The sequence below is a fragment of the Gardnerella sp. KA00718 genome (genome assembly GCF_049244285.1).
Lineage (GTDB): Bacteria > Actinomycetota > Actinomycetes > Actinomycetales > Bifidobacteriaceae > Bifidobacterium > Bifidobacterium vaginale.
Window position 1 is genome coordinate 1,064,783 of the sequence record NZ_CP058370.1, and the last position, 14,543, is coordinate 1,079,325.

11 protein-coding genes, 1 tRNA gene and 1 riboswitch are annotated in these 14,543 nt (G+C 38.4%); of the genes, 6 read left to right on the plus strand and 6 right to left on the minus strand.

Annotated elements, in window-relative coordinates; genetic code table 11:
* Positions 1–14: 14 nt before the first annotated feature.
* Both HXT55_RS04315 and leuS read right to left on the minus strand, forming a co-directional pair.
* The gene (locus HXT55_RS04315; protein WP_285064627.1) at positions 15–806 is read right to left on the minus strand and encodes a ComEA family DNA-binding protein; all 792 of its coding nucleotides are present in this window, start codon (positions 804–806) and stop codon (positions 15–17) included.
* Between the two features lie 148 nt (positions 807–954).
* A complete protein-coding gene (gene leuS / locus HXT55_RS04320) occupies positions 955–3,939 on the minus strand; it encodes a leucine--tRNA ligase (RefSeq protein ID WP_421792558.1) in 2,985 nt (994 codons plus the stop codon).
* Between the two features lie 205 nt (positions 3,940–4,144).
* Between leuS and HXT55_RS04325 the strand changes: the two genes are divergently transcribed.
* From HXT55_RS04325 to HXT55_RS04340, 4 genes are all read left to right on the plus strand, one after another.
* Positions 4,145–4,585 carry a hypothetical protein gene (locus HXT55_RS04325; protein WP_004111796.1) on the plus strand — a complete coding sequence of 147 codons (441 nt, stop codon included), beginning with the start codon at positions 4,145–4,147 and terminating at the stop codon, positions 4,583–4,585.
* A gap of 74 nt (positions 4,586–4,659) precedes the next feature.
* Positions 4,660–5,103, plus strand: coding sequence for a DUF2871 domain-containing protein (locus tag HXT55_RS04330; protein WP_004111798.1), 444 nt, complete (start codon positions 4,660–4,662; stop codon positions 5,101–5,103).
* Positions 5,104–5,192: 89 nt separating this feature from the next.
* Complete coding sequence (locus HXT55_RS04335) at positions 5,193–5,999, plus strand: fructosamine kinase family protein (RefSeq protein ID WP_101886438.1); 807 nt, start codon at positions 5,193–5,195, stop codon at positions 5,997–5,999.
* Between the two features lie 77 nt (positions 6,000–6,076).
* A complete protein-coding gene (locus HXT55_RS04340) occupies positions 6,077–7,795 on the plus strand; it encodes a hypothetical protein (protein ID WP_421792560.1) in 1,719 nt (572 codons plus the stop codon).
* Positions 7,796–7,801: 6 nt separating this feature from the next.
* Here the strand turns inward: HXT55_RS04340 and HXT55_RS04345 are convergent, their stop codons facing one another.
* Both HXT55_RS04345 and HXT55_RS04350 read right to left on the minus strand, forming a co-directional pair.
* Positions 7,802–9,616: an AMP-dependent synthetase/ligase gene (locus tag HXT55_RS04345; RefSeq protein ID WP_285067752.1), complete on the minus strand. Its 1,815-nt coding sequence runs from the start codon at positions 9,614–9,616 to the stop codon at positions 7,802–7,804.
* 94 nt (positions 9,617–9,710) lie between these two features.
* Complete coding sequence (locus tag HXT55_RS04350) at positions 9,711–10,472, minus strand: M23 family metallopeptidase (RefSeq protein WP_048730264.1); 762 nt, start codon at positions 10,470–10,472, stop codon at positions 9,711–9,713.
* Positions 10,473–10,748: 276 nt separating this feature from the next.
* Between HXT55_RS04350 and HXT55_RS04355 the strand changes: the two genes are divergently transcribed.
* Both HXT55_RS04355 and HXT55_RS04360 read left to right on the plus strand, forming a co-directional pair.
* Positions 10,749–10,824: transfer RNA gene (locus HXT55_RS04355), tRNA-Asn, on the plus strand.
* Positions 10,825–11,032: 208 nt separating this feature from the next.
* Positions 11,033–11,956: a hypothetical protein gene (locus HXT55_RS04360; RefSeq protein ID WP_004111803.1), complete on the plus strand. Its 924-nt coding sequence runs from the start codon at positions 11,033–11,035 to the stop codon at positions 11,954–11,956.
* A 66-nt stretch (positions 11,957–12,022) separates the two neighbouring features.
* Here the strand turns inward: HXT55_RS04360 and HXT55_RS04365 are convergent, their stop codons facing one another.
* Positions 12,023–13,471, minus strand: coding sequence for an amino acid permease (locus HXT55_RS04365; RefSeq protein ID WP_004117983.1), 1,449 nt, complete (start codon positions 13,469–13,471; stop codon positions 12,023–12,025).
* Between the two features lie 51 nt (positions 13,472–13,522).
* Positions 13,523–13,714: riboswitch (Lysine riboswitch) on the minus strand.
* Positions 13,715–13,785: 71 nt separating this feature from the next.
* A complete protein-coding gene (locus HXT55_RS04370; protein WP_048730267.1) occupies positions 13,786–14,541 on the minus strand; it encodes a trimeric intracellular cation channel family protein in 756 nt (251 codons plus the stop codon).
* Positions 14,542–14,543: the final 2 nt, after the last annotated feature.

Here is a 14,543-nt window from a genome sequence, read left to right on the forward strand (position 1 = left end):
AAAATCACATAAATTTACTTAATGCAGATTGCTGATTTAAGTTTTAAAAAAGTCTTTTGCCCAATTCCTTTAACTTGCATAAGATCTTCAACCCGCTTAAAAACACGCAACTTTTTACGCATATCTAATATTCTTTGAGCCATTTTTGGCCCTATACTTTTTAGAGTTTGTAATTCTTCCAACCCTGCTGTGTTTATATTTATGCAACCGCTTTTATCTTTGTTGACACTATTATTTTTGCTTATATCATTTTCATTAATTTTGTGCGTGCTATCACTAAAATCTTCATTTTTATTTTTAACAGTTAAATCTTTAGTCTCATTTGTATGTAAGTCTTTTTTAGAATCCTCTTTAGAATCATTGCTATATTCATCATCATCTTTATTATTTGATTCAAATTTTTTACTTAAAGATTTAACTTTAGATTCTCTCTGTGCTTGATAAGAATAAATCTTGTTATAAGTTCTAGATTGACATATGAGCATGGTTAAACTTGATGCTAAGAATACTACGAGAATTAGCATAATAGACAAAGCATGTACTGGTTTTATTCGTAATCTAACGAGATTTCTTGTTTCAAAATTATTTCGTTTATTAAGATTATAAATATTTGAAGCAGAATCTTTTGAGCTTATGCAAAAATCAGCAAGCTGATAATCTATAGAATTGTTTTTCTCTTGTGCCAATATGCGATTTTTAGAATCATCATTCAAAGTATTTTGCAAATAATTTGAATTTTCATAATTATTATTTAAAGCATCAATAGCTGCCAATCTTTCTAGAACGTTACTATTGTTTTTGTTCATTTTAACCACCTCCTTCTTTCAGCCTATTTATTTTTGATTGTTAAATAAAAAAAAGATGCTTACCTCCACTATTAAATGAAGATAAGCATCTTTCAAGTAAAATTAACCAATGTGGTTAAAGGCTATTTTGCCTAGAAAACATTGAGTTTCAGCTTTCATCTGGCACAATAGACACAATCTTTGGTGCTTTCACGATCACCTTGCGCGGCTTCTTTCCACCCAAGCGATCAGCTACGGCCTCTAAAGCAAGCTTTTCAAGCTCACTAGCATCAATATTCGGGTCAACTTCAAGCTTTGCGCGAACCTTGCCCTTGATTTGTACAACAGCTGTAACAGTATCTGCACCAACGTAGCGGGAATCTTCAACTGGCCAATCTGCGTGAGCAATCGACTTAGTATGTCCAAGCTTGCTCCACATTTCTTCACAAATATGCGGTGCAATTGGAGAAAGCATAAGAACAAGCGGCTCAACTGCTGCGCGAGGCACGTGAGGCAGAGACGTTAAGTGATTATTCAACACAATCAGCTTAGCAATCGCAGTGTTTGGACGCATTGCTTCCATTTCTACAGTTACTTCTGCAATCGTGTTGTTAAGAAGCTTTAGCGTCTTTTCGTCCAAAGCATCTTCTGTTACTACGCAAGCGCCAGTTTCTTCGTTTACAACGTTACGCCACAAGCGTTGCAAGAATCGCATGCCTCCAACAACGTTACGCGTATTCCATGGGCGAGACTCAGAAAGTGGACCCATGCTCATTTCATACAAACGGAACGTGTCTGCACCGTAGTTTTCGTACATGTAGTCTGGAGTCACAATATTCTTTAGGCTCTTACCCATCTTTCCAAACTCGCGATTCACGGTTTCGCCGTGCCAAGTAAATGTTGGCTCACCAGCGCCGTTATTAGCGCCTTCCTCAACCTCATCAGCTGGCACGTACTGCCCGCGCTCATCCGTGTAAGCGTAAGCCTGAATCATACCCTGGTTAAACAAGCGATGGAAAGGCTCAGCAGAATCAACGTAACCCAAGTCGTAAAGCGCCTTATGCCAGAAGCGTGAGTAAAGCAAGTGCAAAACTGCATGCTCTACGCCTCCAACATAAAGGTCAACGCCTCCAGAAACATGTTCCTTGCCTGGTCGATTCGTACCCATCCAATAGTCGTATTCGTCGCTGTCAACCATATGCTCAGCGTCGTTTGGATCCAAGTAACGCATGTAATACCAGCATGAACCAGCCCAGTTTGGCATAGTGTTGGTGTCGCGATAGTAGGTTTTTACACCGTCACCAAGATCAATCTGAACTTTAACCCAATCCTCGTTTCGGCTCAAAGGTGCTTCAGGCTCAGAATTTGCATCGTCTGGAGCGTAAGTTTTTGGCTGATAATCTGGAACGTCTGGCAATGCAATTGGAAGCTCACTATCCGGCACAAGGTGAGCAACACCATCCTCATCATAAACGATTGGGAATGGCTCACCCCAGTAGCGCTGCCTAGAGAACAGCCAATCGCGAAGTCTGTAAGAAACTCTACCAACGCCTACGCCTGCTGCTTCAAGCCAAGTCGTCACTTTTTTAATAGCTTCATCTACGCGCAAACCGTTAATAGACAAAGCGTCACCGAGTTTATAAGTATGCTCCACAGAAGAGTTAATAACAATTCCATCGTGAGAAACAAACGGAGCTTTGCCATCATAATCTTCTAGCTTTTCGCCAGAATCAGGCAAAGGCTTAACAGTGTAAATTACAGACAAGCCGAAAGCTTTAGCAAAATCATAATCGCGCTGGTCACCGCCAGGAACTGCCATAATTGCGCCCGTTCCATAACCCATAAGCACATAATCTGCAACAAACAGCGGAAGTTTTGCTCCAGTTACAGGATTAATTGCGTAAAGACCAGTAAACAAACCAGTTTTTGCACCAGCGTCTTCCGTACGATCTTTAGCGGTTTTAGCGCGAGCTTGAGCCTGATACTCTGCCAATCCTTCCTTAAGGCTTGCGTAGCCACCCTTCCAGCTTTCTGGAACGCTAGCTTCCCACGCTTCTGGAACGTGCTCAAGAATCGGGTGATCTACAGAAACAACAGCAAAAGTTGTACCAAAAAGCGTATCTGGACGAGTAGTGTATACTTCCAAATCGCGCGTTTCACCATCTGCACATTCAACTTCAAAATGCACGGAAGCACCGTGAGATTCGCCAATCCAGTTTCGCTGCATAAGCTTAACTTTTTCTGGCCAATCAATAGTATCCAAATCTTCAACCAAGCGATGAGCATAAGCTGTAATTCGCATGGACCACTGACGAAGATTGCGCTGGAATACTGGGAAGTTTCCGCGCTCAGATTTACCTTCTGCAGTAACTTCCTCGTTTGCAAGCACAGTTCCCAATCCTGGACACCAATTTACAGGAGACTTAGAAATGTAAGCGATGCGGAAGTCATTCAACACATCCGCTTGATCTACTTTATTGAGCTCTCCCCACTTTTTGTCAGCAAAACCAGGAATTTCGCGCTTTGCGCTCTTAAACTCATCAACTAACTCAGCAATTGGTCGAGCAGAACCTTTACCGCCATCTTTGCGTACAAAATCAGGGTCATACCAAGCGTCATAAAGCTTCGAGAAAATCCATTGAGTCCAACGAACGTAGTTTGTATCAATAGTTGCAAAAGATCTACGATCGTCAAAGCTCAACCCCATGCGATGCAACTGCCTGCGCATATTTGCAATATTTGCCTCAGTAGTAATGCGCGGATGCTGACCTGTTTGAACAGCATATTGTTCTGCAGGAAGTCCAAAAGCGTCGTAGCCCATCGCGTGAAGAACATTCTCGCCCTTCATACGGTGATATCGGCTCACAACATCCGTTGCCAAATATCCAAGAGGATGTCCAACATGCAAGCCCTTTCCAGAAGGATAAGGGAACATGTCCATTGCAAAGAAAGAAGGACGGCCACAAGCCAATCTGCCTTCGCCATCCTTCAAATCGCCCTTAACATTAGCAGCCCAGAACGTGCCCTGCTCGTCCCAAGTCTTTTGCCAGCGCTGCTCAATATCTTGTGCGAGCTGCGCATTGTAACGAAAAGCTGGCTCAGCAATAGTAGCTTTATTGTCAGCTGTTGAATACTGTTGATCGTTGTCTTCCATAAACAAGCACTATAGCGACTCATATCGTCAATTTGCAACACTTTTTACAACTTTTAATCATATTTTATTGTGTTTTTTGAAAGTTTTAATGCACAATTCACAAAATACTCTTATTTAGCGTTTTTCATAAAAATCATTACTACAATTGTTTTAAACGTTCAACATAAGATTTTATTAAGAATAATGTGATTTAACGAGGTTAGTTATGAAGGTATCAAAGAACACACTTTTATTAATCGCATGCATTGTATGGTGTTTTGCTGGATTCAACATTCTTAGGATTGGTATTATTGCATACTCAAACTTTTTATCTCCCATTAATTTCGCTTTATCTTTAGCTGTTTTTGCAATATTCCAAGTGTTTATTTTCGGAAAACTTGTTAAAAAACATACTGCTAGGATTAACGCATACAAAGAAAACAAGCAATTTTTCCTTAAATTCTTTGACGTTAAATCTTTCATAATCATGGCTTTTATGATGACTTTTGGAATTGTTCTTCGTGCAACAAATATAGCTCCAGAACAATTTATAGCCGTATTTTATACGGGATTAGGTTCTGCTCTTACTCTAGCAGGATTGCTTTTTGGATATCATTTTGCTAAAACTGCATGTCCGCGTTACAAAAACACTCATACTATGCAATAGCGCTTACAAACACTTGTAACAACATCAACATTACTAAGAAATATTTGACTATCACTCTACGTAAGGAAGTTACTATGAACCATGTTATGAAACGTTATATTAATACGTCTTTGTTGTATGCTGTCTTCGCCATGATTGGCGGCGTCTTTTATCGCGAATTTACAAAATTTAATGCTTTCCATGAAAAGACTGTGCTTGCTATAGTTCACACACACTACTTTATGCTTGGAATGGTTGTTTTTCTGTTACTCATACTATTTGAGAAAAACTTCAGTTTTAGTAACGAAAAAACTACGAGAATCTTAATAACTTATCATATTGGACTCAACCTAACAGCAGTAATGATGATTACTCGTGGAATTGCACAAGTAATGCGTCTACATCTCAGTCCATCTATAGATTTTTCCATAACTGGTTTAGCAGGAATCGGACACATCCTACTTGGCGTAAGTATTGTACTAATCTTATTGCAAATTAAACGCAGCATCGCTCATTGTGCTAATACTTCATTAGAATAGTGATGATAGGAATAATTTAGTTTATTCATAAAATATTTATTAAGTGTGTAACTATAAGCCGCATATGCTACTACATTAAGAAGGTTGCTATGAGTAATAACGTGTATAAAAAGAGTAGATCATACGCACCAGAACGATTCTTTGAATGCGAAGGTCGTGGCCTTAATTGGCTTCGAGAAGCTTACGACTATGGCGGGCCTAAAGTAGCTAAAGTTTTTGATTGGGGAAAAGACTACTTAAACATTGAACGCATTGAAACTACAAGCCCTACTCCTTTAGCATCGTTTGAATTTGGAGCATCTTTGGCGCATATGCACGATTTCGGTGCGAAATATTTTGGGGAGCCACCTGCAGATTATGATGGCACATGCTATTTTGGACCATTAAGCGACCCTGTAAAAATGGATTGTGGCACTTGGAGTAATGTTATTGACTATTTGGCAGAAGGCAGACTTTTACCAATGGTAAATCTTGGTATTTCTAGAGGAAGCCTTACAAAAAGCGATTTAGATCTTACAAATAAAGTTATTGATGCTCTGCCAGATTTGCTGGGAAAAGCAGCTGAAGATAAACCAGCGCGAGTTCATGGAGACTTGTGGAGTGGAAATGTGCTTTGGACTAAAAGCGAAGATGGCGAACACACAGAAGCTGTTTTAATTGATCCTGCAGCTCACGGCGGCCATCGTGAGGAAGACTTAGCAATGCTGCAACTGTTTGGGATCAGCTATTTTAAGCAGATTTTAGATGGCTATCAATCTGTTCATCCATTAAAATCTGGTTTTGAAAATCGCATGACAATTTGGCAACTCTACCCTATTGCTGGACACTGTGTCTTCTTTGGTGGAGGCTACGTTAGCGAATACCGAGATATGTGCTTGGATTTGCTTAATCGCTAAATTTGCATTAGATAATTTAATAGAAACTAACATAAAAGTAAGCAAAAAACTAAAATTTACGAAAGGCCTTAACTACTATGATTCGCACGCATAAGCATATTTTGCGCAAAACTATTGCTCTTGTAGTATCTAGCACAATGCTTCTTGCGATTTGCGCATGCGGATCGAGCAATGCAAAAAACGCATCGCCTAGCGCAAAGCCTCAAGTGAATCACGGCAACGTTATAGTTTTTACGCCTTCTGATGGTCTAAATTTAAGTAGAAAAACTCCATTAAGTACATGGGATAATCTTGTTCCAGAAATAGTAAAATCGTTAAAAAAGCAAGGATTTTCAGAAAATTCTATTACTACTAAATCGTCCAGCAGCTTATACGATCAAAGTCAAGATATTCAAGATTACGTTGTAAGCATGATTACATCTTTAAAAACAAAAAATTCTTCTAAAAATAAAAACAAGAAAACAAGTATCAGAGATATCCATAGCATCGTAAAAAAGCAACTTTCTAATACGACTATTGTTGTTGCTCCTTGGAGTAATAAAAACGGTAATAATAATTATGGTGATTACGTAACTCAACCCACAACACCTAAAGAACAACTAAAAGAAGAAGATCTAAAATCACAAGAGGAAGCAGAAAATAGACTTACATCGTCATTAGATTTGGCTAAAAAAGCTGGCATGCATGTCGTTATGTTATCTAGGCTTACTAGAGATTTTAAGCCAGATGCATTCTTCAAACTTTCTTCTGCTCAGAGCATTGGAGAAATTCAAGCGTATACTCTTGTGCAAAAATTAGCATTAAATCAGGCTTCTAAAGATAATCCAAAAAGCGTAGAAGTACTTTTGCCTTGCCACAATCAAAAACAAAATGTTCATATGCATTTTGGAGTAAATACTCATGGTAATTCAGATTCTGATAATTCAAGTTCCAAAATTCAAGAATTTGATGATGAATTCGCGCGACTTGCTTTTGCTGGAATCTGGAAAATTCTAAAACCTTATTTCGCATCTGGATTAATGATTTCACCTTCTGGAAAACTTAGTAAGGATTCAACAGAGAATGACTGGGAAAATGCTGCTTTCGACGCAGATAATTCTGACTCTGTTAAGGCAGAACTTAATTCGAGATTAGTAATAAAGAATGATAACGGAACAACTTCCACAAAACACGTAGATGGCATTATTGCTTTAGATGATCAAGTTGTTATGCAAGTGGAAAAAGCTCTTGAAGACCTTGGATATAAGGGAAGCTCTGCAGATATTAACCCTTCCTTTACTCTTCCAGATATAATCGGAAGCTTTATAGGAAAACGAAATTTTACTAAGAAAAAGGTTCCAACGCCTGCTTCTACTGCGAAAAATAATGAGTCACAAAAATCTAGCACAAAAAATAATGATTTGAATTCATCTGAATCCAATAAAGAGAATAAAAATACTGAAGATTCTGAGCTTAAAGATTCAGTGAATGAATTGTTAAATGACTCAAAATGGCCTGTTATTACTGGCTACGGCGCTTACAAAGATGCCTTACCAAATCTTGTAAATGGAAAGCAATGGATGACTTCTATCGAAAACATTCAGAAAATCTCTACTGATGTTGCTCAAGAATGTAGTTCTCTAAATGTTAATGGAAAATTATCTCAACTCGAAGATATTTCTATTTTTGTAAATAACAGTGGATCAGAAAAAGATATACCTGTAATAACAGAACCAATTCTCGCTGTAAGCGCAACTAATCTTAAAGCTCTTTTGATTGACCCTGGATACGTAACTCTTGCAGATGCAGGACTGTAAAGTACGTTATTTTCTTGGTCTTGGAGAGTAAATCTTATTTTCGATAAGATCGTTATAACGTTCTATAACAGCATTGCGCTTTGCTTTAAGGCTTGGTGTAACTAAACCATTTTCTTGAGTAAAAGCATCTGGAACAATCTCAAATTTTCTGATTGACTCTGCTCTAGAAACATTAGAATTTGCTTTAACTATGCTTTGTTCTACGGAACTTATGACGATTGAATTTTTTCTTGCCTCTTCCAGCGAGCGCACTGGGCTTGCTCCTCGAGATTTCAGCCAAGAATTCACTTCTGCAAGATCTAACGCAATAATAGCAGAGATAAAAGGTTTTCTGTCTCCAATAACAACGCATTGAGAAATAATTGAAGAAGTCATAACTGATGCTTCGAGTATGCTAGGTGAAACGTTTTTCCCGCCAGCTGTTATTATCAGATCTTTTTTGCGACCAGTAATTTTTACAAAACCGTCGGAATCTAAAGATCCGAAGTCTCCTGTATGCAACCATCCATTTACTATTTGTTTTTCAGTTATCTCTGGATGATTATGATATCCTTTGCAAACAGCGGGACTTTTAATACAAAGCTCTCCCTCATCATCTATTGCTACAGACACTCCCTGTACTGGCAAACCAACTGTTCCGATTTTATAGCCTTTCGTTGGATTTACCATTGACGGAGCACATGTTTCTGTCATTCCGTACCCTTCGAGAATTGGCAATCCCATGCCATTGAAGAAATGCGAAATCGATTTGTCTAATGGCGCTCCTCCTGAAACACCATATTCAACGTCTCCTCCAAAAACTTGCAAAATTGAGTTGTAAACGAGCTTTTTACATAAGGAGTGGCTTATAGCCAGCATTGGCGAAATCATTCTCCCCGATTGTTGAGCTTTTGACCATTCTTTTGCCACTTTTACGCTTTGAGCAAATATAAATCCTTTTACTCCTCTACCAGCTTTTTGAGAGGCAGCATTGTAGATTTTTTCAAATATTCTAGGTACACCAAGTATGAAAGTTGGTTTAAAACTTTTAAAATCACTTAGTATTGTTTTAAGGTTGCTTGACAATCCAAGTGTTACATTTCCCGCAAAACAGAAGAACTGCATAAATCTTGCAAATACATGTGCTAAAGGAAGGAATAAAAGAAGTCTTGGTTTGCCTTTTAATGCTATATCTGGCATGGAAAGCATTCCAGATTTCGCTATAAACACAAAATTTCCGTGCGAAAGTTCTATACCTTTCGGGTCTCCTGTAGATCCAGATGTGTAAACGATTGTAGCTAGATCATCGCCTTTAACAGCTTTTTCTCTTTCATAAAACTCTGAGTCTGTAACTGTTTTTCCATACTCAATTAGCGCATCTATTGCGTCTCTGCTTAATACATAGACATCGTTAAGGCTTGGACATGACTTCTTTGATATTTCCACAGTTTCACGCATATTTTCATCTTCAACAAAAATCATGCTTACTCTAGAATCGTTAATAATATTTTCTATTTGCACTGCAGAACTTGTTTCATAAATTGGCACTGTTAACGCGCCTATAGACATTATTGCCATATCAAGTACAGTCCACTGCCATGAAGTATGCGCTATTATCGATATGGTATCTCCCGGCATCACACCGTGTGCTATGAATCCTTTTGCTACTGATATAACCAAATCTTTAAAGTCTTTAGCACTGTAGGAATTCCATTCCCCGTCGCGTCCTACATACTCAACCAATGAATCGTTTGGCTTACGTTCTACGCGACTTTCAAGAAGCGAAAAAATGTTTGCATTGTAATCAATTTTCTCATCGAGATTACGAGAATACTTTTGCATATTCGCTCCCTAATATGTTTAAGAAAATCTTATGTAATAATCTTAGGTCAATGTCTTAAGCCCAAGACTCTTATTACACTATACGACACACATTTTACAGACTATTTTTTTCTTCTTTTGTCTCTTCTTTTGGTTTTAAAATTATTCGTTTTTTCGCTACCATTTTCCTTGGATTTGCATAAGTCCTGTCTCTTCGTTTTAAACCCCATTGAATACACAAATTGTCACAATGATCTGATCCAACTGTTACGTAACCAAAAAATTGACCTTTTCTAACAACTGTTCCAACTGGTAAATCTGTATATGCTGGCTCAAATGTGGAAGACAAAACTCCATGTTTGATTGTTACAACAGATTTTCCAGCCACAAGTCCAGCAAAATTTATTATTCCATCTGATGGAGCATATAGCTCAGTTCCTTCCTCTGCTCGCAAATCAACTCCTCTATGACCAGCGAGCCATGGCTTTGCTGGAGCATCAAAATCTTTAATAATATTTACATTTTTTACTGGCCATACCATCCTTGATTTACAATTTGTAGTTTCTTCTAGTGTTGAAGCTGTTGAAGCCTGACTAACTGTATTCGCGACTATTTTTTGATTTTTACCTACAAAAGATTTTTCTATGCAACCAGAGTCAAATGAAGACACACTATAATCAGTTTGATTCGATTGCAAATATTCATACTCAATACTTTTGTTTATTGTAGGATTTATGCAACTATGAATAATCAACATGATTACAATCAGAATCATAAAAATCAGTATTCTAACAAACTGTGATTTTTGTTTTAATATAAATTTTTTGACTTTTAAGATTCTGGGCTTAAGCATTTTTAAATCAAATATTTTTCTCATGATATTTTATTTTTCTCCTTTCATAAATCAAATTTGTTTTATGCTTCAACAGTGAAAATCTGCATTATTTAAAAGTTTTTACTTATATTTGAAAGTTTTTCACAAAATTCTTTTTTTAGGAACACTTTTTTATCAATGTGGTTAAAGCATGCAAATCATTGGTATTCCAACGATTACGAGTTTTCGACACGCCCAAACACGCTATATTTGCATATTATAAAATTCCGTGTAATATAAATGTCTTGTGCACGGCACACAGCCAAGCACAGAGGATATTCCTGCGTAGCTCAGTTGGCAGAGCGTTCGACTGTTAATCGAATGGTCGCTGGTTCAAGCCCAGCCGCAGGAGCCAAGAAAACCACCAGCGAACCTGGTGGTTTTTTGTTTTGAATTTATTTGAATATTGTATTCTAATGAATCGCAAATAATATTGCTTGTCCTGCAAATCATCAAAAATGCTACAAACTACAAGGATCACGTACTTAGTTTGGCGTAAACTACAAGTGTTGTTTTGCAAAAAGCAATTCTTGGCGAAGATTGATAAAAACAGAGGATGATACATGTTAGAAAACATCTCCGAAGCCACGAATAATGGCCATAAAAAGAAGATGATAATTCTCGTTGCTGGCGTCATTGTATTAGCTTTAGTATTAGGCGTTGGTGGTATTTGCTGGAGCATTCAGCACTCATCTCGTATGAAAGAAGCTAGAAAACAGTGCGAAATTAAGGTTGCACAAGTTAGCAAAGCAAGCCAGTCATGGAAAAAACTTACTAAAAATTCTCTTCTTATCTCTTTTGCTCAAGATAACTCAGAAAATGGAAAATTACTTGCTAAGCTTTTGAAGCAGCGTTTGCCAGAAACAGTTGTATGCAATGCTAATTCTCCAGAAGAGTTAGGGTCTCAGGGAGCTCAAGCTATAGCTGCAACTCAATGGTATTCTGACAATGCTCAGCGTATTCGTGGAGTGACTTCTGCAATGATTGATAAGCTTTCTGCAGCATCTACAGATACTACAGCGAATGCACAGGAGAAACAGAAGGCTGAAGAAAGCCAGAAGGAACTGCAGAAGATCACTGCTCCTGTTATTCGTATAGCTCCTAAGGTAAAGCGTAAGCCGAATATTATTATTCAAAATATTCCTCCTACTCAAGAAGAAAAAGTTCAAGCAGATAACGCCATGCAGAAAAAGATTGAAGAAGCAAAGCGTCAAGCTGACGAACAAGCTGCTAAAGCTAAAGCAAATGCAAAGGCTGATGCAGAAAAGAGACGTTTAGAATTAGAAAGAAGAAAGCGAATTAGGGATGCTGCCGAAAACCTACAGAAGCAGCTAGAAGAACAAGCTAAGAAGCAAGCTGAAGAACAAGCTAGGAAGCAAGCTGAAGAGGAAGAGAAAAAGAAGGAAGAAGAAAGAAAGCAGACGGAAGAGGAAGAGAAAAAGAAGGAACAGCCAGATCCTAAAATTTCTAGCGACGGAGACAAATAATAACCTCTGTTAATCAATATAAAAATGCGCTCAGCAAAATCACTGAGCGCATTTTTTATATTCTAATCACTTTGTTAAATCAACTTGATCTAAAGGAATAACCTTAGTGTGGTACTTAATCTTGTATCCAACATAAAGCACAATGAACAGCGGCACAGACATATAAGTTATGCCAATTGCTTGCCAATTAAGCGTGTGGAATGATTCAAGATCTTGGCCAACAATAACCAAAATGCACAATACAAGAGCCACGATAGGACCGAATGGATACCACTTAGCTTTATAAACAAGATCGTCCAAAGACTTTCCTTGAGCAATATACGCTTTGCGGAACCTGTAGTGCGCAGCTGCGATTCCTGCCCATGCAATAAATCCAGTCAAACCACTTGCAGCAACTAAGAACATGTAAATTTGAGTTCCAAAAATACTCATCAAGAATGTTAAAAGAGCTACAACAAACGTTGCAACCAAAGATTGCATTGGAACACCTCTTCTATCTACGTTTCCAAACATCTTTGGAGCGTGATTATCTTTTGCAAGAGCGTAAAGCATTCTAGTAGAAGCATACATTCCAGAGTTTGCTGCCGAGATAACAGATGTAAGCACAACGGCATTCATGATTGTTGCTGCAATCGCCAATCCTGCACGCTGGAACACAAGAGTGAATGGGCTTATAGAAATATCGCTAGCTTCCGATCCAAGCAAACTTGGGCTTGTGTATGGAATAATGCATGCGATTACAAAGATTGCAAGAATGTAGAACAAAACAATACGCCAAAACACTTGCTTTACAGCCTTTGGAATGCTCTTATCTGGTGTTGCAGATTCACCTGCTGTAATGCCAATAAGCTCTGTTCCTTGGAACGAGAATCCTGCAATTGCAAACGCACCTAAAACAGCTGGGATTCCGCCAGCAAATGGAGCATTTTTATGTGTAAAGTTGCTTAGAAATGGCGCTTTTCCGCCTAAAATTCCAACAATCGTAAGCAAACCAATAGCAAGGAATATAATAACGGTTACAACTTTAATAATCGAAAGCCAGTACTCTGTTTCTCCAAAGCACTTAACCGTAAGAATGTTAATCAAAAGAATAACAACAAGAACTGTTAGCGAAAATACCCATATTGGAACATTAGGAAGCCAATATTGCAAAACAATTGCTGCCGTACTTATATCTACAGCAACCGTGATTGCCCAGTTAAACCAATAATTCCAACCCATTGCAAATCCTAAAGCAGGATCAATAAACTTTCCAGAATATGATGCAAAAGACCCGCTAATTGGCATATATGTTGCCATCTCTCCTAGAGATGTCATAAGAAAATAAACCATGATACCGATTGCAGCGTATGCCAAAAGCGCGCCACCAGGTCCTGCCATGTGGATTGTTGCGCCACTAGCTACAAATAAGCCTGTTCCAATGCTTCCACCCAAAGCAATCATGGAAATGTGGCGTGTTTTTAAACTGCGATGCACAGTTTGAGATTCAGTAGTTGATGAACTGTCGTTATTCATTGTTTCCTCCTTTTGACAATATTCAAACAGAGGCAAACAGGCAACAGTATGCATGTCGATAGCACTCCGCAGCAAATTGCCAAAATTGCTGCGACAGTCCTTGGCCTATTAAGCCAAGTCCCAGCTTGTAAGCTAGAAAGAATAGACTACAAACTTCGGCGCTCTCCCCTTTTGCAAATCACTTAACGCCTCTTTCTGGCTAGTGATTGCTACTCATGTTGAGCGCGACCTCTGGTCGATGTGTTTCATTATTAAGATAGGCAAAGACAAAGTCTAGACACTAATCGATATTTATTCAGATTAGACTAGATTTTCTATTTATTTTGATTATTTTTTTCTGTATTTTTCATAGACTTATCGGAAATTTTACGATTATATGTGTTATGTCTACGATATTTACTTATTTTTATTGGCGATTTGCGGTTCATTGCACCAAAAAGCGTTAAATCAAACTTTACCGACATTAATCGCATAGTTACTACGAGCACAACAATGAGCGTGTCTAAAATCATTTCTGTAATAACATCGAAACACCCTGCACGTTGGGCTTTTACAACAAATACTGTTAAAACACACCCAATGCCAGCAGGAAACGCATACCAATGCTTATCTCGCACAATTACAGGAACTTGATTCAAAACCATATCTCGAATTAAACCACCGCCAAGAGCTGTAGCCATACCCAAAAACACGGATGCCATTCCAGACATGTGAAAATCCAAGCCTTTAGCGGTACCATTTACAGCAAAAAGCCCCAATGCTAAAGCGTCAAGAGTTAACATAAGCCATTTCCACTCATCAATTTCTAGATGAGCGAAAGCAACAATAACACCCGAAGCAAGACCAGTAAAAACAAATCCCCTATCCGCAATGCCAACTGGCGGCAAAGCTCCAAGCAGAACGTCTCTAACAATTCCGCCACCCAATGCTGTAAGCCATGACGTTGTGATTATTGCAAAGATATCATAATTCTTGCGAATAGCCCACATTCCGCCAACCATTCCGCAGCAACCCATAGCAATGTATTCAACAACAAGGAAGAAAACGTTATCTCCTAAAGCCCCTTCCACAA